General features: G+C 46.7%; 21 protein-coding genes and 1 rRNA gene. 11 read left to right on the top strand and 11 right to left on the bottom strand.

Features of this window, described 5'->3' with window-relative positions; all coding sequences use genetic code 11:
- A 16S ribosomal RNA gene (locus L1D22_RS18900) occupies positions 1–818 on the bottom strand; the annotation flags it as partial.
- Positions 819–1,363: 545 nt separating this feature from the next.
- Here L1D22_RS18900 and L1D22_RS18895 point away from each other — a divergent pair.
- Complete coding sequence (locus tag L1D22_RS18895) at positions 1,364–1,909, top strand: gamma carbonic anhydrase family protein (protein WP_017631521.1); 546 nt, start codon at positions 1,364–1,366, stop codon at positions 1,907–1,909.
- Here the strand turns inward: L1D22_RS18895 and L1D22_RS18890 are convergent.
- The 4 genes from L1D22_RS18890 to L1D22_RS18875 form a co-directional block, all read right to left on the bottom strand.
- Positions 1,906–2,175 carry a DUF1488 domain-containing protein gene (locus tag L1D22_RS18890; RefSeq protein ID WP_239830850.1) on the bottom strand — a complete coding sequence of 90 codons (270 nt, stop codon included), beginning with the start codon at positions 2,173–2,175 and terminating at the stop codon, positions 1,906–1,908. The genes L1D22_RS18895 and L1D22_RS18890 overlap by 4 nt on opposite strands.
- A 16-nt stretch (positions 2,176–2,191) precedes the next feature.
- Positions 2,192–3,022 carry a shikimate dehydrogenase gene (gene aroE / locus L1D22_RS18885; protein ID WP_239830849.1) on the bottom strand — a complete coding sequence of 277 codons (831 nt, stop codon included), beginning with the start codon at positions 3,020–3,022 and terminating at the stop codon, positions 2,192–2,194.
- A gap of 77 nt (positions 3,023–3,099) precedes the next feature.
- Positions 3,100–4,017 (bottom strand): oxygen-dependent coproporphyrinogen oxidase, encoded by a 918-nt coding sequence (gene hemF / locus L1D22_RS18880; protein ID WP_239830848.1) that lies wholly within the window; start codon positions 4,015–4,017, stop codon positions 3,100–3,102.
- 20 nt (positions 4,018–4,037) lie between these two features.
- On the bottom strand, positions 4,038–4,595 hold the full coding sequence (locus L1D22_RS18875; RefSeq protein ID WP_239830847.1) for an L-threonylcarbamoyladenylate synthase: 558 nt from the start codon (positions 4,593–4,595) through the stop codon (positions 4,038–4,040).
- 195 nt (positions 4,596–4,790) lie between these two features.
- On the opposite strand from L1D22_RS18875, the gene purE reads away from it, so the two are divergent.
- Both purE and L1D22_RS18865 read left to right on the top strand, forming a co-directional pair.
- A complete protein-coding gene (purE, locus tag L1D22_RS18870) occupies positions 4,791–5,276 on the top strand; it encodes a 5-(carboxyamino)imidazole ribonucleotide mutase (protein WP_032548673.1) in 486 nt (161 codons plus the stop codon).
- A 5-nt stretch (positions 5,277–5,281) separates the two neighbouring features.
- The gene (locus tag L1D22_RS18865; RefSeq protein ID WP_239830846.1) at positions 5,282–6,412 is read left to right on the top strand and encodes a 5-(carboxyamino)imidazole ribonucleotide synthase; all 1,131 of its coding nucleotides are present in this window, start codon (positions 5,282–5,284) and stop codon (positions 6,410–6,412) included.
- Positions 6,413–6,482: 70 nt separating this feature from the next.
- On the opposite strand, the gene L1D22_RS18860 is transcribed toward L1D22_RS18865, so the two are convergent.
- From L1D22_RS18860 to L1D22_RS18845, 4 genes are read right to left on the bottom strand one after another with little or no spacing between them, the layout of a single operon-like run.
- Complete coding sequence (locus L1D22_RS18860; RefSeq protein ID WP_239830845.1) at positions 6,483–7,052, bottom strand: topoisomerase DNA-binding C4 zinc finger domain-containing protein; 570 nt, start codon at positions 7,050–7,052, stop codon at positions 6,483–6,485.
- Between the two features lie 12 nt (positions 7,053–7,064).
- Positions 7,065–7,541: a DUF494 family protein gene (locus tag L1D22_RS18855; protein ID WP_029235095.1), complete on the bottom strand. Its 477-nt coding sequence runs from the start codon at positions 7,539–7,541 to the stop codon at positions 7,065–7,067.
- A gap of 2 nt (positions 7,542–7,543) precedes the next feature.
- Positions 7,544–8,656, bottom strand: coding sequence for a DNA-processing protein DprA (gene dprA / locus L1D22_RS18850; RefSeq protein ID WP_239830844.1), 1,113 nt, complete (start codon positions 8,654–8,656; stop codon positions 7,544–7,546).
- Positions 8,653–9,744: a LysM peptidoglycan-binding domain-containing protein gene (locus L1D22_RS18845; protein ID WP_239830843.1), complete on the bottom strand. Its 1,092-nt coding sequence runs from the start codon at positions 9,742–9,744 to the stop codon at positions 8,653–8,655. The genes dprA and L1D22_RS18845 overlap by 4 nt, the downstream gene beginning before the upstream one ends.
- Positions 9,745–9,884: 140 nt before the next feature.
- On the opposite strand from L1D22_RS18845, the gene def reads away from it, so the two are divergent.
- From def to L1D22_RS18815, 6 genes are all read left to right on the top strand, one after another.
- Entirely contained in the window at positions 9,885–10,397 is a 513-nt protein-coding gene (def, locus tag L1D22_RS18840; protein WP_017058772.1) for a peptide deformylase, read from the top strand.
- A 37-nt stretch (positions 10,398–10,434) separates the two neighbouring features.
- Positions 10,435–11,382 (top strand): methionyl-tRNA formyltransferase, encoded by a 948-nt coding sequence (gene fmt / locus L1D22_RS18835; RefSeq protein WP_123326566.1) that lies wholly within the window; start codon positions 10,435–10,437, stop codon positions 11,380–11,382.
- A 91-nt stretch (positions 11,383–11,473) separates the two neighbouring features.
- Positions 11,474–12,754 (top strand): 16S rRNA (cytosine(967)-C(5))-methyltransferase RsmB, encoded by a 1,281-nt coding sequence (gene rsmB / locus L1D22_RS18830; RefSeq protein ID WP_017631532.1) that lies wholly within the window; start codon positions 11,474–11,476, stop codon positions 12,752–12,754.
- Positions 12,755–12,863: 109 nt separating this feature from the next.
- Positions 12,864–14,240, top strand: coding sequence for a Trk system potassium transporter TrkA (trkA, locus tag L1D22_RS18825; protein WP_239830842.1), 1,377 nt, complete (start codon positions 12,864–12,866; stop codon positions 14,238–14,240).
- 79 nt (positions 14,241–14,319) lie between these two features.
- Positions 14,320–15,765 (top strand): TrkH family potassium uptake protein, encoded by a 1,446-nt coding sequence (locus L1D22_RS18820; RefSeq protein WP_102437632.1) that lies wholly within the window; start codon positions 14,320–14,322, stop codon positions 15,763–15,765.
- 26 nt (positions 15,766–15,791) lie between these two features.
- Positions 15,792–16,364, top strand: a complete 573-nt coding sequence (locus tag L1D22_RS18815; protein ID WP_239830841.1) for a DUF3157 family protein — start codon at positions 15,792–15,794, stop codon at positions 16,362–16,364.
- Here the strand turns inward: L1D22_RS18815 and L1D22_RS18810 are convergent.
- Together L1D22_RS18810 and L1D22_RS18805 are read right to left on the bottom strand one after the other, a co-directional pair.
- Positions 16,361–17,014 carry a hemolysin III family protein gene (locus tag L1D22_RS18810; protein ID WP_239830840.1) on the bottom strand — a complete coding sequence of 218 codons (654 nt, stop codon included), beginning with the start codon at positions 17,012–17,014 and terminating at the stop codon, positions 16,361–16,363. The two genes, L1D22_RS18815 and L1D22_RS18810, sit on opposite strands and share 4 nt — an antisense overlap.
- 123 nt (positions 17,015–17,137) lie before the next feature.
- Entirely contained in the window at positions 17,138–17,929 is a 792-nt protein-coding gene (locus L1D22_RS18805) for a sporulation protein (protein WP_239830839.1), read from the bottom strand.
- Between the two features lie 283 nt (positions 17,930–18,212).
- On the opposite strand from L1D22_RS18805, the gene L1D22_RS18800 reads away from it, so the two are divergent.
- Entirely contained in the window at positions 18,213–18,380 is a 168-nt protein-coding gene (locus L1D22_RS18800) for a hypothetical protein (protein ID WP_004739323.1), read from the top strand.
- A gap of 131 nt (positions 18,381–18,511) precedes the next feature.
- The gene (locus tag L1D22_RS18795) at positions 18,512–18,775 is read left to right on the top strand and encodes a YihD family protein (protein ID WP_010433308.1); all 264 of its coding nucleotides are present in this window, start codon (positions 18,512–18,514) and stop codon (positions 18,773–18,775) included.
- Positions 18,776–18,900: the final 125 nt, after the last annotated feature.

Below are 18,900 nucleotides of genomic sequence, written 5' to 3'. Positions count from 1 at the left end.
ATCTCTACGCATTTCACCGCTACACCTGAAATTCTACCCCCCTCTACAGYACTCTAGTTCACCAGTTTCAAATGCAGTTCCGAGGTTGAGCCCCGGGCTTTCACATCTGACTTAATGAACCACCTGCATGCGCTTTACGCCCAGTAATTCCGATTAACGCTCGCACCCTCCGTATTACCGCGGCTGCTGGCACGGAGTTAGCCGGTGCTTCTTCTGTTGCTAACGTCAAGAGATARCGCTATTAACRYTACCCCCTTCCTCACAACTGAAAGTACTTTACAACCCGAAGGCCTTCTTCATACACGCGGCATGGCTGCATCAGGCTTTCGCCCATTGTGCAATATTCCCCACTGCTGCCTCCCGTAGGAGTCTGGACCGTGTCTCAGTTCCAGTGTGGCTGATCATCCTCTCAGACCAGCTAGGGATCGTCGCCTTGGTGAGCCATTACCTCACCAACTAGCTAATCCCACCTAGGCATATCTTGACGCGAGAGGTCCGAAGATCCCCCTCTTTGGCCCGTAGGCATTATGCGGTATTAGCCATCGTTTCCAATGGTTATCCCCCACATCAAGGCAATTTCCTAGGCATTACTCACCCGTCCGCCGCTCGACGCCCACCCGTAGGCATTATGCGGTATTAGCCATCGTTTCCAATGGTTATCCCCCACATCAAGGCAATTTCCTAGGCATTACTCACCCGTCCGCCGCTCGACGCCCATTAACGCACCCGAAGGATTGTTAGTGTCGTTTCCGCTCGACTTGCATGTGTTAGGCCTGCCGCCAGCGTTCAATCTGAGCCATGATCAAACTCTTCAATTTAAGATTTTGTGACTCAACGAATACTGACTTCAAAACTACTATGTAATTTTAAAGCTATTACCATTCCAACAGAATGATAATGAATTGACTGTGCCGATAATAAATTATCGATTGGTCACTCAGTTCATTGAAATCATTTTGATTCCGAAGAATCTGTTTTATCTAACGATAAAACGTTTTGATATTCATCAACGAGTGCCCACACAGATTGATAGGTTTAAATTGTTAAAGAGCTTTTCCTTTCTGAGCTTCGCTCAAATCGGACGGCCATTTTAGCGATTTAAGTTTTAGTGTCAACCACTATTTTCAAAACTTTTTTCAAGCGCTTAACTTGGCTAATTTGACCTGCTGATTCGTTTTGGTTTCCTAAGAAGCCATCCCGTGTCAGCGAGGTGGCATTATAGAGATTTCGATCACACTGGCAAGTCCTTTTTTAAGTTTTTCTTACTTTTTTGATTGTTCGAGCGTTTTTTGTTCAAAACACGCCATTTTCACTAGTATTCCCCTTAATTAAGGCCTTAAGGTGGCTATATAAAGGAGGATTTATGAGTTCAATACGCAGTTACAAAGGTATATCACCTCAGATTGGGCAAGGTGTCTATATAGATACAAGTTCGGTACTGGTTGGTGATATCAAAATCGGTGATGACTCTAGTGTATGGCCTTTGGTTGCAGCTCGAGGAGATGTGAACCACATACATATAGGTGATAGAACCAATATCCAAGATGGTAGTGTTCTGCATGTTACCCACAAGAATGCTGAAAACCCTGAGGGTTATCCTCTATTAATAGGTAATGATGTCACTATCGGTCATAAAGTCATGCTGCATGGCTGCACTATTAAGGATCGCGTACTCGTCGGTATGGGAGCCATTGTGCTGGATGGTGTGGTTATCGAACAAGAAGTGATGATTGGTGCGGGAAGCTTGGTGCCACCGAATAAGGTACTTGAGAGCGGTTACCTATATGTAGGAAGCCCCGTTAAGCAAGCACGCCCATTAAATGATAAAGAACGTGCTTTCTTGCAGAAGTCGGCTGACAACTATGTTCAGAACAAAAATGACTACCTAGACTCTGTGCTTCCTGTTTAAAGCGCTTTGATCTGAATTCGATTAGAGGAGTCATACTCCTCTTCTTCTATTAGCTCTTCTGCTAATTCTTCAATATCAAAACGAAGCTCAGAAAATACAGCCAACGCTTGTTTGCCTTCTTCTACATCTTTTCCAGACAATCGAGACAACTCTTCAATAGACACAACACATGCGATCAGCGCACCAGACTGTTGTGCTGGAAAAACAATAGACTGACTCTCTTCATCCCAATCTTGGATGTCAGGGAATAAGATTGATTGATTCATTTTTATAAGTACCTTGTTACATCTCTAGATTTCTACGTAGTTCTCTTAAGATCTGCTTAGTTCCCGGACGAAGACCACGCCATAGCATGAAGCTCTCTGCAGCCTGACCCACCAGCATACCTAAACCATCATAAGCAGCATGAACACCATTATCTAACGCCCACTGATTAAATACTGTCGTTCCAGATCCGTAGACCATGTCATAGACGACGCTATTTGTATTAAAGATGACATCGGAAACTTCAGGGAGCTGACCACTTAGGCCTGATGACGTGGAGTTAATGATGACATCGAAGCCTTCGTTCACATCACTTAGTCCCATTCCTTTGATATTGCCGTTTGAAGAAAACATCTCAGCTAGGAGTTCAGCTTTGGAACTGGTTCGGTTAGCAACCACCAATTGTTGTGGTTTTTGATCAAGAAGGGGCTGAATTACACCTCTTGCTGCGCCACCAGCACCTAGCAAGAGAACTCGAGCACCCTCTAATACCACTTGATGCTGAAGCAAGTCTTGAACGAGACCCTCGCCATCAGTGTTATCACCAATGATCTCTCCGTCATCTAATTTCTTCAATGTATTAACTGCACCAGCTAATTGAGCCCTTTCCGTTAGGCGATTAGCAAACTGATAAGCGTCTTCTTTGAATGGCGCGGTGACATTACATCCTCTACCACCTTCGCTAAAAAAAGCTTTAGCCGCGGTAATGAATTGACCTTGTTCTGGCTGCAGTGCTGTATAGGTAAGTTGTTGATTGGTTTGGCGAGCAAATAACGTGTGAATGAATGGCGATTTGCTTTGCCCAATAGGGTTACCGAAAACGGCATAACGATCTACTTGCTGTGTCATATCCTTACCTAACAGAAATAATAAAAAGGGTCATATATATAGATGACCCTATCACTATCCCTATAAGGAAGGAAGAACTACCAAACTCGCGGTTTTAGGTAGTCACTATAAAGCAGAGCTTCTGGTGACCCGGCTTGTGGTTCGTAACGGTATTCCCAACGAGCCAATGGCGGCATAGACATCAAGATAGACTCTGTGCGACCACCGCTTTGTAGACCAAATAGGGTGCCACGGTCATAGACTAGGTTGAATTCAACGTATCGACCACGACGGTATAGTTGGAAGTCACGCTCGCGTTCGCCATAAGGTGTCTCTTTGCGACGCTCGACAATAGGTAAGTACGCCTCAGCAAAACCTTCACCGACCGCCTGCATGTAAGCAAAGCTCTTATCGAAACCCCACTCATTTAAGTCATCAAAGAACAGACCACCAACACCGCGCGTTTCATCACGGTGAGGCAAGTAGAAGTATTTATCACACCACTCTTTGTGCTCTTGATACACGTTATCACCAAATGGTGCGCACAGATCTTTAGCGGTTTGATGCCAAGACTGGCAATCTTCATCTACTGGATAGAATGGCGTTAAATCAAAACCACCACCGAACCACCAGATAGGGGCTTCCCCTTCCTTTTCGGCAATAAAGAATCTTACGTTGGCATGTGAGGTTGGGATATAAGGGTTTTTAGGATGGATAACTAACGATACACCCATCGCTTCAAATTTACGTCCGGCTAATTCAGGGCGGTGAGCGGTTGCTGAAGCGGGCATTGCCTTACCTGCAACGTGAGAAAAGTTAACACCACCTTGTTCAAAGACCGCACCGTTGGTCATCACACGAGTACGACCACCACCACCGAGGCGTTCGCCAGGTTCGCGCTCCCATGCGTCTTCTTCAAACAACGCGCTACCATCAGCTTGCTCAAGCTGTTGGCAAATCGAATCTTGTAGGCCCAGTAAAAACTGCTTTACTGCTTCTTTATCAATTGCTGACATTTTACTTTCCTTTGCAGGGTTTAACCCTGTCTTAATATTTTCGACGTTTTTGCATCTCTAATTTCGCTTGGCTTCTCACGGCCACCCGTTTGACCTTCTAGAATCGCGACTAAGTGTTGACCCAGTTGCTGTTGAACTTCTTCAGTCGTCATACAAGGCGGCTCGCCAGTCAGGTTGGCACTGGTAGAGGTTAACGGCTTGCCGAACTCATTACACATTCTTTGAACCAAAGGGTGATCCGTCACTCGCACAGCGATTGAGTCAAACTGACCACTCACCCAATCTGTCACTTTAGCACTGGTTGGCATGATCCAAGTGACTGGCCCTGGCCATGTTGCTTTAACCGTCGCCAATTGCTCATCGGTCAGTTGGCTTTCATCAATATAAGGAAGCAGCTGCTCGTAACTTGCCGCAATCAAGATCAAGCCCTTTTCAACTGGTCGTTGCTTTAACTCGAGTAATTTCTTTATGGCTTGTGGATTATCAGGGTCACAACCAACCCCAAAAACGCCTTCGGTCGGGTAAGCAATGACTTCGCCCTGTTGTAATGCCTGCAATGTATGTTGAAAGTTATCCACGGGTTGCCTCATTAAGTCAGTTATCGAACTCGCTAAGTGTACAAATTATCACTCACTGTTACTAAAGCTATTTGTTTATAAAATGTATCAATTGGCAATTTAGACTGACGCAAACGTTTTCCTTGAGCAATTTTACCCGTATAATGCGCGCAAAATATCTAATCACTAATTAAATCGTACCTGAAGGAGTTTGAGATGACTGTCGGTATTATCATGGGTTCTAAATCTGATTGGCCAACAATGAAGCTAGCTGCGGACATGTTGGATCAATTTGGCGTGGCGTACGAAACAAAAGTGGTTTCAGCTCACCGCACACCTCAGTTGCTAGCAGACTACGCAACCAGTGCGAAAGAGCGCGGTATTAAAGTGATTATTGCTGGCGCTGGCGGTGCTGCACACCTACCAGGCATGGCGGCTGCTTTCACAAGCGTACCTGTTCTTGGTGTTCCAGTTCAATCTAAAGCACTGAAAGGCATGGACTCTCTACTTTCTATCGTGCAAATGCCAAAAGGCATCGCGGTAGGTACTCTAGCTATAGGTGAAGCAGGTGCAGCGAACGCTGGCATCCTAGCGGCGCAAATCATTGGTACACACAATGAAGATGTGATGGCTAAAGTAGAAGCGTTCCGCTCTGAGCAAACAGAAACGGTACTTGCAAATCCAAACCCTGCAGAGGACTAATTCCCATGCATGTTCTTGTGTTAGGCGCGGGCCAACTTGCTCGCATGATGTCCCTAGCTGGGGCACCGCTGAATATTGAAATTTCTGCTTTTGATGTTGGCAGCAAAAATATTGTTCATCCATTAACGCAAGCGATTCTAGGCAACGGCTTAGAAAATGCGATTGAGCGCGCGGACGTCATTACTGCTGAGTTCGAACACATCCCTCATGATGTGCTTGAAATATGTGAGCGCAGCGGTAAGTTCTTACCGACAACAGAAGCAATCAAAGCAGGCGGTGACCGTCGCCTTGAAAAAGCGCTGTTAGACGAAGCGAACGTGAAAAACGCTAAATACTACGTGATTAACTCTCGCGAAGACTTTGAAGCAGCGATCGCTCACGTTGGCTTACCAATGGTACTGAAGAGCACACTTGGCGGCTACGATGGCAAGGGCCAGTGGCGCTTAAAGACACTAGACAGTGTTGACGCGACTTGGGCAGAAATGGCCGAGTGCATCGCTGCGACAGACAATCAAGCCATTGTGGCTGAAGAGTTTGTTCCATTCGACCGTGAAGTATCACTGGTTGGTGCGCGTGGAACCAATGGAGAGGTTCAAGTTTATCCATTGGCAGAAAATGTTCACACCGATGGCGTATTGAGCTTATCGACCGCAATTGATGATATTGAGCTGCAAGAACAAGCGAAAGCCATGTTTACTGCGGTTGCTGAGCGCTTAGATTATGTTGGCGTGCTAGCACTTGAGTTCTTTGACGTTCAAGGTTCACTGTTGGTTAACGAGATTGCACCACGTGTTCATAACTCAGGTCACTGGACACAGCAAGGTGCCGAGACTTGTCAGTTTGAGAATCACCTTCGTGCGGTCTGTGGAATGCCACTAGGTAGCACCAAGCTGATTCGTCCGACCGCAATGATCAACATCCTTGGTGAAGATACTCTACCTGAGGCTATTCTGGCTCAAGGCGGCTGTCATGTTCATTGGTATGGTAAAGAGAAGCGTGCAGGTCGTAAGATGGGCCACATTAACGTGAGCGCTGATTACAATGCCGAACTGCAAAGAGCGTTGTGCTCACTGGCTGACATTCTTGATAAGCAAGCCTACCCTGCTGTGCACGAGTTTGCTGAGCAGATGAAGTAAGCCCTACATTGTGGATTTGATACAAAAAACGGCGCTCAGTGAGCGCCGTTTTTATTTCTATAACCTAAAGCTATTCAGATTGAATATGATGACACTTGCGATCAGCGCATTGTTTCTTGGTTCCATTGGCTGCTTTCTTCTCAATTAACAACGGGAACTGACACTGTTCACAACGACCGATAATAGGTGGTTGGTTTACTGCGAACTTACACTTAGGATAGTTATCACACGCATAGAAGGTTTTGCCATAGCGAGATTTACGCTCAACCAAGTGGCCTCTACCACACTCAGGGCATGCAACCAACGGCTGCTCTTCAGGTTGTTCTTTGGGCTGGTCTAAAGATTCTATGTGATTACACGCAGGGTAGCTGCTACAACCAATAAACATGCCATAGCGACCTTGTCTCAACACCAGCTCGTTTTGGCATTTAGGGCACGGTACACCCAGCTCTTTCACTACATGACCATCGTTTTGGTGCAAAGGCTTGATGTAGTCGCAACTCGGATATTGCTTACAGCCTAAAAACGGGCCGTGCTTACCGTGGCGAAGCTGAAGCTCTCCGCCACACTGTGGACACGGTTCGTGCTCTAGTGCATGTTCATGTGCTGAAAAAAGCTGATTATCAATCTTACTACTCATGATAAGCCTGTATTAATGCAAGATACCTTGCTCTTTGGTGTACAACAGCTCTTCCATTTGCGTGTAAGCACTTTCATTACCCGGTACATTGAACAGTACCATTAAGATAATCCACTTCAGATCATCCAACTCAAATTCATTGGTCTCTAACCCCATCACACGATCAATCACCATTTCACGAATCTCTGTCGTGAGAACGTTGATCTGCTCAAGGAACAACAAGAAACCACGACACTCCATATTAATACGTGATATCTCTTTACTTGTGTAAACACGCATCGAGGTATTAGAGCACATAGTAATCGCCGCTTGGTTATCGGTATCTTGCAGTGCAGCAAGGTCTTCTAACCAATGGAGAGCCTTATAAATATCATCTTGGTGAAACCCCGCTCGAAGAAGTTCATCTTCAAGTTCGTCTTGATCCACCTGCAATTCAGAATCGCTATGGATGTAGGTTTCAAACAAGTACATCAGTATGTCCATCATCATAGCTAGCCTCTCCCCTTTCGAATATAGCCACCGGAAACTGCAACAACATGCTCTGAGAGCTCAAGCTCTAAAAGCTGCATCATGACTTCATGCACAGGTATATGGGTTCTCTGTGCCAAAATATCAACGGGTGTCGCCTCTAATCCTACGTTAGCTAACAGCTGTGGAAATGGCAATTGTTCATTTTCACCCTCATTCGGCGTAGGTTCGAATAAGCTCGGCTGCTGATCTATAGACCAGTTTAACAGACTCTTTATTTCAATCAGAACATCTTGAGCATTTTGCACTAAACATGCTCCAGCTTTAATGAGACTGTTACCTCCACGACTGGTTGGGTTATGAATTGAACCGGGTAGCGCAAACACTTCTCGACCTTGCTCCATCGCATAACGAGCGGTAATCAAAGAACCACTCTTCTCAGCCGCTTCCACCACTAAAGTGCCTAAAGACAAGCCACTTATAATACGGTTACGACGGGGAAAATGTTCAGGTCGTGGTTTCGCACTTGGGCGAAACTCTGAAATCAGTGCGCCATTTTCACAGATCCTATCAGCTAAATTTCGGTGTCGTGCTGGATAAATGGAATCCAAACCAGAACCCAACACAGCGAAAGTCTCTCCTCCCTTATCCAAAGCACCATCATGAGCATAGCCATCAATACCGAGCGCTAAGCCACTGGTGACAATCAAGCCGTTTTGGACAAACTCTTTGGCGAAGGACTTCGCTGTCTGTAGCCCTTCGATACTGGCATTACGACTGCCGACCATCGCGATTTGAGGTTCAATCAGTTTTTCGACGTGACCTTTAACGAAAAGAACACTGGGCGCAGAGGCAATCTCATTAAGCAGTTTGGGATAATGTGAGCAATTCGGGGTAATGATGTGATGGTTAGGCTGTTTTGCTTGCCATGATAAACAAGCCTCCACTTCTCCTGGGGCTTGCTCTCTTAGATAGGAAATTTGCTTAGCTGACAAGCCAATCGCTTGCAACTGCTGACTTGAGTAACCAACAATATTAGAAGGAGAATCAATGCTCAGCAAACGAGAAAGGCGCTTGCCACCCAGTTGCGGAACAAAACTTAGAGTTAGCCAAGCGCTCAGTTGTTGCTCATTCACTCGGTGCCCTTAACCTCTTCCGTCAAAGCGAGGTCCAAAGGCGATACCGCCAGAATATCATTGCTTACCGGCTTAGAGCTCTGAGTGATCAACGCGAGGCTAAAATACTCATAAGGACGAATGACCATCAAACTACCGAGTGAGGTACTTGGCAATTGCACCTTATCGCTCGCCGCCGACTCTTTGTAGCTGTATTCACCTTGTTTGCCGAACACGACTGCACCACTTTCACTTAGGGTAAACATGGAGCCTTGGCGAAGGTTATCCCGCGAGCCCTTATTGATTACCACCACCTGATTTTTAGCGCTGTACTGATTACCCTCGAGAGAACCTAAAACATTGGCGAACTGACCCGCCGCACTAGGGGTAGGATAAAACGTAGTAGAAAGATTCACTTGGTCGACGCCCAGTTCGGGTAGTACTAGGTCATTAAGTAGAACTTCTTGCAGCTGAGTGTCTATCTGTAGGCTACTGAACTCATCGTCCACTTCTTTTAAGCGCGCAGTGGCAACCAAGCGCAAAGAAGTGATACTCGCTTGAGGCTGCTGCCTTTGATAAGTTTCAACGGCGCGGTAGATACCCCACTTAGGATGCTGCTGGTTTCCCGAGATAAACAACCGTTCTGCACCAGACAAGAAGCGTTTTCCATCGCTTGTTCCCAACACTCGTTGCGCCGAGTCAATATCTTGCTGATCAACCAAGCGATCAGACTGCAAATAAGGCAAAACCAACCCCTCGTTGACGGTAGGTACTGCTTTCTTCTCCGAGACACGAATCTTAGGGCTGAGTTTGATAACAGGCTTGAGGCTCAAGACAGGTTCACCATTAATCCAAACCAACGACAGTTTATCTCCGGGATAAATGAGGTGAGGATTTTCTATCTCTGGATTCACCTGCCATAACCTTGGCCACAACCAAGGACTATCGAGATACATCGCAGAGATATCCCACAAGGTGTCGCCCTTAACCACCACATAAGCCTCTGGCGCACCTCGCTTAATGGTTAAAGGTTGTTCACTATTCTCTGCCACCACGGCAAAAGAAATTGAGGAAAAAACAAGCGATAAAGTGGAGTAAATATGACGCATGACCTAGGTTCCTTGGTCCGAATATATGACATCTGATTGGAGAATTACCTTCAGGATGCTGTCATTTGACCTCTAAAATGTCTAGAATTGAGCCAACAAGGTTTAAGCTGTTTCGGCACAGTTCAATATTTCGAGTGTATATGTCTGTATTACAAGTATTAACATTACCAGATGATCGTCTACGTACCGTGGCGAAACCGGTAAAAGAAGTTACCCCAGAGATTCAAAAGTTCGTTGATGACATGATTGAAACCATGTACGACGAAGAAGGTATCGGCCTTGCGGCAACGCAAGTAGATTTCCACCAACGCATCGTTGTTATCGATATTTCAGAGACGCGTGATGAGCCTATGGTTCTGATCAACCCTGAAATCACCGAAAAGCGCGGCGAAGATGGTATCGAAGAAGGCTGCCTATCTGTACCAGGCGCTCGAGCTCTAGTACCTCGCGCTGCAGAAGTAACGGTTAAAGCATTAGACCGTGACGGCAACGAATTCACATTCGACGCTGATGACCTTCTGGCTATCTGTGTTCAGCACGAACTTGACCACCTAGAAGGCAAGTTGTTTGTTGATTACCTATCGCCACTAAAGCGTAAACGTATCCAAGATAAGCTAGCGAAAATTAAACGTTTCAACGAGAAACAGGGTTAATCACCGCTGCTATTACTAAATTAGAAGGAAGCCTACCTTGAGTCAGTCTTTAAGAATTGTCTTCGCAGGTACTCCGGATTTCGCCGCCCGTCACTTGGCGGCGTTGTTGTCTTCGGAGCATGAAGTTATTGCTGTTTACACACAGCCAGATCGTCCAGCAGGCCGCGGTAAAAAACTGACTGCGAGCCCAGTAAAAAACATCGCACTTGAAAACAATATTCCGGTTTACCAACCAGAAAACTTCAAGTCAGATGAAGCTAAGCAAGAGCTAGCAGATTTGAATGCTGACATCATGGTTGTTGTAGCGTACGGCTTATTGCTCCCACAAGTGGTTTTAGATACGCCTCGCTTAGGTTGTATCAACGTGCATGGTTCTATCCTGCCGCGCTGGCGTGGTGCTGCTCCTATCCAACGTTCTATTTGGGCGGGCGATAAAGAGACAGGCGTAACGATCATGCAGATGGATATCGGCCTAGATACGGGTGACATGCTAAGCATCGCAACGCTACCAATTGAAGCGACAGATACCAGCGCTTCAATGTATGAAAAACTAGCTGGCCTTGGCCCTGATGCGCTTGTTGAATGTTTGTCTGACATCGCTTCTGGTAAAGCGGTAGCTGAAAAGCAAGACGACGAACTTGCTAACTACGCGAAGAAGCTAAGTAAAGAAGAAGCGCGTATCAACTGGAGTGATGACGCGGCTCATATTGAGCGCTGCGTTCGTGCTTTCAACCCATGGCCAATGAGCCACTTTGAAGCTGCGGAAAACAGCATCAAAGTATGGCAAAGCCGTGTAGCAGAGCAAACCTCTGATAAGCCTGCAGGTACTATTCTGCAAGCCGATAAAACGGGTATCTACGTAGCAACAGGACAAGGCGTACTTGTTCTTGAACAGCTGCAAGTGCCTGGTAAAAAAGCCATGTCAGTTCAGGACATCTTGAACTCTCGTGCAAGCTGGTTCGAAGTTGGAACTCAACTTTCTTAATAGCTTTTAAAGCTGCCATAAGCGCAGCTTAGAAAACCTTTACGAGGGCAGAGATGCCCTCATGTATTCAAATAAATATTCGGTACCCCTCATGAATGTTCGCGCTGCTGCTGCAAATGTCCTATTCCAAGTTGTCGATAAAGGCCACTCTCTTTCACACGCTCTCCCTGCGGCTCAAAAAACGATCCGCCCACGAGACCACGCTCTATTGCAAGAGATTTGCTACGGCGCACTTCGTTACCTGCCTCGTCTAGAGTCAATCGCTAACGAACTGATGGAAAACCCGCTTAAAGGTAAAAAGCGTGTATTCCACCACCTGATTTTGGTAGGCATTTACCAACTGAGCTTCATGCGCATTCCTTCGCACGCTGCCGTTGCGGAAACCGTTGAGGGCACCAAAACACTGCGTGGTCCAAGCCTAAGTGGTTTGATCAACGCGGTATTACGTAGCTACCTACGTGATCAAGAAGAGCTGGATGAAAAAGCGGTTAGCCACAATGCGGGCAAATACGGCCACCCAAGCTGGATTCTAAAAATGCTTCAAGAAAGCTACCCAGATCAATGGGAGCAACTGGTTGAAGCAAACAACAGCAAGGCACCAATGTGGTTGCGCGTAAACCGCCAACACCACACGCGTGACGAGTATGTTGAACTGCTTAAAAACGAAAACATTGAATACACACTGCACCCAGAAGCGGCGGATGCCATAAAATTGGCCGCACCTTGCGATGTGACTTTACTACCGGGCTTCGACAGAGGTTGGGTATCAGTACAAGATGCAGCGGCTCAGCTTTCTGTCGATTACCTAACACCAAAAGATGGTGAGCTAATCCTAGATTGTTGTGCAGCGCCAGGCGGTAAAACCGCACACATTCTTGAGCATACCAATGACACTGAAGTGGTTGCAATTGACTGTGATATTAAACGCCTAGACCGTGTTTACGATAACCTTGAACGCCTACAACTGCGTGCCGACGTAATTTGTGGCGATGCTCGCTACCCTGAAGAGTGGTGGATGGGCGATAAGTTCGACCGTATCCTACTTGATGCGCCTTGTTCAGCGACCGGTGTAATCCGCCGTCACCCTGACATCAAGTGGCTACGCCGTGCATCTGATATTGATGCACTCGCAGAACTACAAAGTGAGATCATGGATGCAATGTGGCGTCAGCTGAAAGAAGGCGGCACCATGGTTTACGCGACATGCTCTATCACACCGCAAGAGAACGTTCTGCAGGTGAAAGCTTTCCTAGAGCGTACCGAGAACGCAACGCTGGTTGGGTCTGATATCGAAAATCCGGGTCGTCAAATACTGCCTGGTGAAGAAGATATGGATGGCTTCTACTACGCAGTTCTAGTAAAACAGGCATAACAACTAACGGCGGCTAAGAATTTATTTCTTAGCCGCTGTTTCTTTCTAGTGCATTATCGAAGCAAAATGCGCGCACTAGAATTACAACGGCAAAAATAAGAGAAAGGCTATGAAGATCATTATCCTAGGTGCTGGACAAGTAGGCGGTACCCTTGCTGAAAACCTAGTAGGTGAAAACAATGACATCACGATCGTCGACCGTAATGCCGACCGACTGCGTGAACTTCAAGACAAATACGACCTTAGGGTTGTAAACGGCTATGCCAGCCACCCGAACACACTGCGCGAAGCGGGGGCACAAGATGCCGACATGTTGGTTGCCGTAACCAACATGGATGAAACCAACATGGCCGCATGTCAGGTTGCCTTCTCTCTTTTCAACACGCCAAACCGAATTGCCCGTATTCGTTCTCCAGAATATCTGGAAGAGAAAGAAGCGCTGTTCAAATCAGGCGCTATCCCTGTCGATCACCTGATCGCACCGGAAGAACTGGTAACCAGCTACATCGAACGTTTGATCCAATACCCAGGCGCACTACAAGTAGTAAGTTTTGCAGAACAGAAAGTTAGCCTAGTGGCGGTAAAARCCTACTACGGTGGTCCACTGGTTGGTAATGCACTGTCTGCTTTGCGTGAGCACATGCCACACATCGATACTCGTGTTGCGGCGATTTTCCGTCAAGGCCGCCCTATTCGCCCACAAGGCACCACCATCATTGAAGCCGATGATGAAGTGTTCTTTGTAGCGGCAAGTAACCACATCCGCTCAGTAATGAGTGAGCTACAACGTCTAGAGAAACCGTACCGCCGCATCATGATTGTCGGCGGTGGTAACATTGGTGCAAGCTTGGCAAAACGCCTTGAGCAGAGCTACAGCATCAAGCTTATCGAGCGCAGCTACACACGTGCAGAGAAGCTATCTGAAGAGTTAGAAAACACCATCGTATTTTGTGGTGACGCAGCAGACCAAGAGCTGCTAACTGAAGAAAACATCGATCAAGTTGATGTGTTCATCGCCCTAACCAATGAAGATGAAACCAACATCATGTCTGCGATGCTGGCTAAGCGCATGGGTGCCAAGAAGGTAATGGTACTGATTCAACGTGGTGCTTACGTCGACCTTGTTCAGGGTGGTGTGATTGATATTGCTATCTCTCCACAACAAGCGACCATTTCTGCGCTGCTTACTCACGTTCGTCGTGCTGATATTGTAAACGTATCTTCACTACGTCGCGGCGCTGCAGAGGCGATTGAAGCGATTGCTCACGGTGACGAAACGACATCGAAAGTCGTTGGCCGAGCAATTGGCGACATCAAACTGCCACCGGGCACCACTATTGGTGCGATTGTTCGCGGAGAAGAGGTACTGATCGCGCACGATAGAACCGTGATCGAACAAGATGACCACGTTGTGATGTTCCTAGTGGACAAGAAATACGTACCTGATGTTGAGTCTCTATTCCAACCGAGCCCGTTCTTCTTATAGCCTTGTTCTCGTAAGCTTCTTCTCACAACCTTCTAATGTGAGAACGAAGCTCCGACACAAAGCGATGGTCTATTAAGCTATGGTCAACTTTCGTCCGATATTATTAGTGATAGGGTTAGTGTTATCAAAACTCGCCCTTTTCATGTACATCCCCACATTGGTTGCCTTCTTTACTGGCACCGGTGGTTTCCTCGAGTTTGGTCAATCGGTAGTGATCACGCACATCGTCGCGTTCATCTGCTTGAGTTTAGGCCGTTCTGCTAAGTTTCGATTAGGGGTGCGGGACATGTTTCTGATCACCTCTTTGGTATGGACTATTGCCAGTGCCTTCGCCGCGCTGCCATTTGTGTTCATCAACCACATCAGCTTCACGGACGCCTATTTTGAAACAATGTCGGGTATCACCACGACAGGATCAACCGTATTAAGCGGCTTAGACAGCATGGCACCAAGTATTCTATTGTGGCGCTCTATACTGCAATGGTTAGGTGGCATCGGCTTTATCGTGATGGCAGTAGCCGTTCTGCCAATGCTCAACGTCGGTGGTATGCGCCTGTTCCAAACTGAGTCTTCCGATTGGTCAGATAAAAGTAGCCCACGAGCAAAAACAGTCGCCAAAAACATCGTGGCGGTTTATCTGGTACTGACAGGCTTGTGCTTGGTGAGTTACCTGTTTGCCGGAATGAGCGTCTTTGATGCCATAAATCACGCATTCACAACGCTCTCGACTGGCGGTTACTCGACCTCAGATAGCTCAATGAATCACTTCTCGAACAGCGCCCACTGGGTCGGAACGGCGTTCATGTTCCTTGGTGGTTTGCCGTTCTTACTGTTTGTCAGTGCACTTCGAGGCCGAAAGCTCTCATTACTCTACAAAGACGCGCAAGTCAGAGGTTTCACTTACCTATTCTTAGTCACCAGTGCTGTGATCTCCACATGGTTGGTGATGAGAGATGGGTATAGCGTGATGGATGCTCTGCGTGTCTCAATGTTCAACATCGTGTCAGTCGTCACCACAACCGGTTTTGGCTTAGAAGACTTCACCGCATGGGGCGCACTACCAACCACTTTATTTGCCTTCCTGATGATGGCGGGTGCTTGTTCTGGTTCAACTTCTGGTGGTATCAAAATCTTCCGCTTCCAGATAGCGATGACTATGCTTCACAAACAGATGATGAAGCTGATTCACCCATCAGGCGTATTTGTTCAACGCTATAACCAACGCCCTGTCAGCGACGATATCGTGCGTTCGTTGGTGGCATTTGGTTTGATGTTCTTTATAACGATCATCTTAATCGCTGGCGGCTTGAGTGCGATGGGATTAGACCCAATAACTAGCATCTCAGGTGCCATTACTGCGGTAGCCAACGTTGGCCCAGGTATGGGCAGCGTGATTGGCCCGACGGGTAACTTTGCTCCACTGCCAGACGCCGCTAAGTGGTTATTAAGTTTAGGTATGTTGATGGGCCGACTTGAGATACTGACGCTGATCGTTCTATTCTTCCCAGCCTTCTGGCGACGCTAATTGCACGAATATTTAAGGAAACACAGATGAAATCATACCTACTTATCGCAAGCGCACTGCTGAGCAGTTCAGCCTTCGCCGACCAAATGGTGACTCTGCCTGATGGTAAAGAGATCTTACTGAAAGACGATTTCACATGGCAATACGTGGCACAGAAGCAAGCAGAAACAACGACAACATCAGAGATCGCCGTGCCTGTCGCAGCAGCACCTGTTGTAGCGGTTCCAGTTGCGACCAACGTGCGTGGTACGACGATTGTCGTTGATAGCAAAAAGCCAAGCTTGCAACTATCTCAATCCGGGGTAGATGTAGTGCTAGGCGCGAGTCACTATGAAGGTGGTGAGCTGATTATCCCAACCGCGATTACCAACCAAAGCACACAAGCCGTGATCTTAGTGTCGGTAAAACTCGGTCTGTATTCAGCGAGCGGTGAATTGTTAGAAGAGAAAACCGTAGCCGTTTGGAAATCGATCAAGCGTATGGCAGATACCTACCTTCGACCAAAAACAGATGCCGAAGGTACTTCTATCAAGCTAGCGGTTGAACAGTACCCTGAGTACCAAATCAAAGCTGAAATCGTTGAAGTACTGACTCGCTAAACCGGAGTCACATACAGATAGATAGCGAAGAAATGGCAAGCGCAGCCCGCCAACACAAACAAGTGCCAGATGGCATGATTGTAAGGGATGCGTTTTGCCACGTAGAAAATCACACCCAACGAGTAAATCACACCACCAAGAGCTAGTAGTACCAAGCCACCCATCTCGATATTCATCGCCAGTTGATACACCACAATCAGCGACAACCAACCCATCGCCAAGTAAGTCACCAATGACAAACGCTTAAATCGGTACACGAAAGCAATCTTCATAATGATGCCCACCAACGCGATTCCCCAAATCACCGCCATCAAGCCCATCGCTAATGGTGTTCTTAAACTCACCAATAAAAATGGCGTGTAGCTGCCCGCGATCAGCAAGTAGATCGCACAGTGATCGAGGGTTTTCAGTAGGCGCTTAGTCTTTTCTGTGGTGATCGAGTGATAAAGCGTGGAAGCGAGAAAGAGTAGGATAATACTGCTGCCATATACCGCCATACTCGCAATAGTCAGCATGTCGGCTTGATGGTCAAACGCACGAACCAGTAGCAGGATTAAACCAACCACGCCCAGCACAACACCCAAGCCATGGGTTATCGCATTGGCGCGTTCTTCGATGTCACTGTATTCGCTCGCCGATGATGCAGACATGATTATCCTACTAGAGTAAATGTTCGATTTTCCTAGTATTGCACATTAAGCTTACACGTGTAAGCTTAAATTTTTATAACATAAATGATGCTAAGTATGTGTGATCGAATCGCTCCTCAGACACTAAGAAGCGTTGTCTAAATACTCAAGCACCATCTTGCCTGCTTCTTCCGGTGAGGTATCCAATGGCACACTCAATTGACGCTGTAGCTGACCCACTCCCAATAAGCTCGCCAACATACCTTTGGCACCGTCGCGATTACGGTCTATCTCAAACCACAACTTAAGCTCGGTTTCATCACGATGAGCCACCACTTCCAGTTCACGCCAGCGACCATGATATGGACCAGTGGTAGGGACAAACTCAAATTCTTGCACAAATGGCAGTTCAAAGCCCTCTACCGCTTCACACTCAACTTGGCGAATGCGTAAGCCTTGAGCTTCAAGTTCATTAAAAATGCCATCGAGAAGTGCATCTGGGCGAACCGTTAAAATATCCTTATCCGATGGGTCAATCGCCATCGCAATGTCTAATCCGGTTTCAAGCCATACTTTTGAATCGCCGATCGTCACTGGGGTATTCAACGGAACATCAAACTCACACTCGAAATCACGGGTTTCACCCGGCTGAATAACAAAGGCATACGGCAGGCTCCATTTGGCCAACGAGTATGTCTGGTGCATTCGACGTTTTTGACCGCCCTCTTGTCTCTGGGAATTCATGGTGACTTCTTTGACATAACGACAGCACAGATTGAGATCGATGTTGTCGATCTCCTGTGGCTGAGCGCCACCATAAACATGCACAATAATGCTCGCCTTTTGCCCGGGATAAAGCACTTCCTGTTGCAATACAGAATCCACCTTGGCAGACCCAATACCAAAACTTGCTAACGTTTTCTTTAAGAACGACATATGCACCTCCTTTAAAGCATCATCTTAAGCCTGAAAGAGGTTCAAACTCAAATATACTGCTCACACTATTTTAGCTCTAATATCGTCTATTTATCACTCAGACGTCGATCGATAAGTTAGATAGTGATAATCTAAGCCTTGATATGCATGCATATCATTATCCTGATTTATTATTCGGATTGGCGAAAGCCAGACGAGCGACTCTTCGAGAAATTGAGGCGGACCTCATGGTAAATCAGGCCATTAGATTGGCAATGGATATGCCTGACCGTTAGGTAAATGAATGCGCCCAACAGCTGTCAGGTTCTCGCACACCAACCGTAGTGCGATGCGTCGTCGTAGTGGCTTTGTTGCTGCTCCAACGGCAAAGAAATTGGCTCCAACAATGACTTTAGTTGAGAAGACTGCTTTATTAGCACCGACTACAACAAAAGTAATTAAAGCCGCTTAACAAAAAGCGCAGTTTTTACTGCGCTTTTTTCTTGCCTCTTTCCCAGCTCGAAATGAGTTTACACATTGGTATTCCCCACCCGATTTGATACCTTAGCCACAAATCATTATAAAATTTGTGGAGAATAAAGTATGAAGTGTCACCGCATTGAAGAACTGCTGGAACTGATGGAGCCTGAGTGGCAGAAAGATCAAGAGCTTAACTTGCTAGAGTTCATCATCAAGCTATCAAAAGAAGCAGGCTACGAAGGTAAACTTGAAGAACTGACTGACGATGTTCTTATCTATCACCTAAAAATGCGCAACAGCGAGAAAGATGAAATGATCCCGGGTCTTAAAAAAGACCAAGAAGATGACTTCAAAACCGCAATTCTAAAAGCGCGCGGCATCCTATAATTACCTCAATGCTCAACAGCGTAATTGCCGTATAGATAAAATGCTCAATTTTAAAAAGCGACCACTCGGTCGCTTTTTTGTTTCTGTTCGCTATTTTTTCGTCACAACTGTTATGACTTTTGTTG

Source organism: Vibrio sp. Isolate34, from assembly GCF_022397915.1.
Taxonomy (GTDB): domain Bacteria; phylum Pseudomonadota; class Gammaproteobacteria; order Enterobacterales; family Vibrionaceae; genus Vibrio.
The sequence above is the reverse complement of the archived record's forward strand: the minus strand, read 5'-3'. Positions and strand labels throughout refer to the sequence as shown.

What these genes read in the sequence shown, in the direction of transcription:
- L1D22_RS18895 (WP_017631521.1), top strand. Translation starts at nt 1,364, where the DNA reads ATGAGTTCAATACGCAGTTACAAAGGTATATCACCTCAGATTGGGCAA.
- L1D22_RS18890 (WP_239830850.1), bottom strand. Translation starts at nt 2,175, where the DNA reads ATGAATCAATCAATCTTATTCCCTGACATCCAAGATTGGGATGAAGAG.
- aroE (WP_239830849.1), bottom strand. Translation starts at nt 3,022, where the DNA reads ATGACACAGCAAGTAGATCGTTATGCCGTTTTCGGTAACCCTATTGGG.
- hemF (WP_239830848.1), bottom strand. Translation starts at nt 4,017, where the DNA reads ATGTCAGCAATTGATAAAGAAGCAGTAAAGCAGTTTTTACTGGGCCTA.
- purE (WP_032548673.1), top strand. Translation starts at nt 4,791, where the DNA reads ATGACTGTCGGTATTATCATGGGTTCTAAATCTGATTGGCCAACAATG.
- L1D22_RS18865 (WP_239830846.1), top strand. Translation starts at nt 5,282, where the DNA reads ATGCATGTTCTTGTGTTAGGCGCGGGCCAACTTGCTCGCATGATGTCC.
- L1D22_RS18860 (WP_239830845.1), bottom strand. Translation starts at nt 7,052, where the DNA reads ATGAGTAGTAAGATTGATAATCAGCTTTTTTCAGCACATGAACATGCA.
- L1D22_RS18855 (WP_029235095.1), bottom strand. Translation starts at nt 7,541, where the DNA reads ATGATGATGGACATACTGATGTACTTGTTTGAAACCTACATCCATAGC.
- L1D22_RS18845 (WP_239830843.1), bottom strand. Translation starts at nt 9,744, where the DNA reads ATGCGTCATATTTACTCCACTTTATCGCTTGTTTTTTCCTCAATTTCT.
- def (WP_017058772.1), top strand. Translation starts at nt 9,885, where the DNA reads ATGTCTGTATTACAAGTATTAACATTACCAGATGATCGTCTACGTACC.
- rsmB (WP_017631532.1), top strand. Translation starts at nt 11,474, where the DNA reads ATGAATGTTCGCGCTGCTGCTGCAAATGTCCTATTCCAAGTTGTCGAT.
- L1D22_RS18820 (WP_102437632.1), top strand. Translation starts at nt 14,320, where the DNA reads ATGGTCAACTTTCGTCCGATATTATTAGTGATAGGGTTAGTGTTATCA.
- L1D22_RS18815 (WP_239830841.1), top strand. Translation starts at nt 15,792, where the DNA reads ATGAAATCATACCTACTTATCGCAAGCGCACTGCTGAGCAGTTCAGCC.
- L1D22_RS18810 (WP_239830840.1), bottom strand. Translation starts at nt 17,014, where the DNA reads ATGTCTGCATCATCGGCGAGCGAATACAGTGACATCGAAGAACGCGCC.
- L1D22_RS18805 (WP_239830839.1), bottom strand. Translation starts at nt 17,929, where the DNA reads ATGTCGTTCTTAAAGAAAACGTTAGCAAGTTTTGGTATTGGGTCTGCC.
- L1D22_RS18800 (WP_004739323.1), top strand. Translation starts at nt 18,213, where the DNA reads ATGCGCCCAACAGCTGTCAGGTTCTCGCACACCAACCGTAGTGCGATG.
- L1D22_RS18795 (WP_010433308.1), top strand. Translation starts at nt 18,512, where the DNA reads ATGAAGTGTCACCGCATTGAAGAACTGCTGGAACTGATGGAGCCTGAG.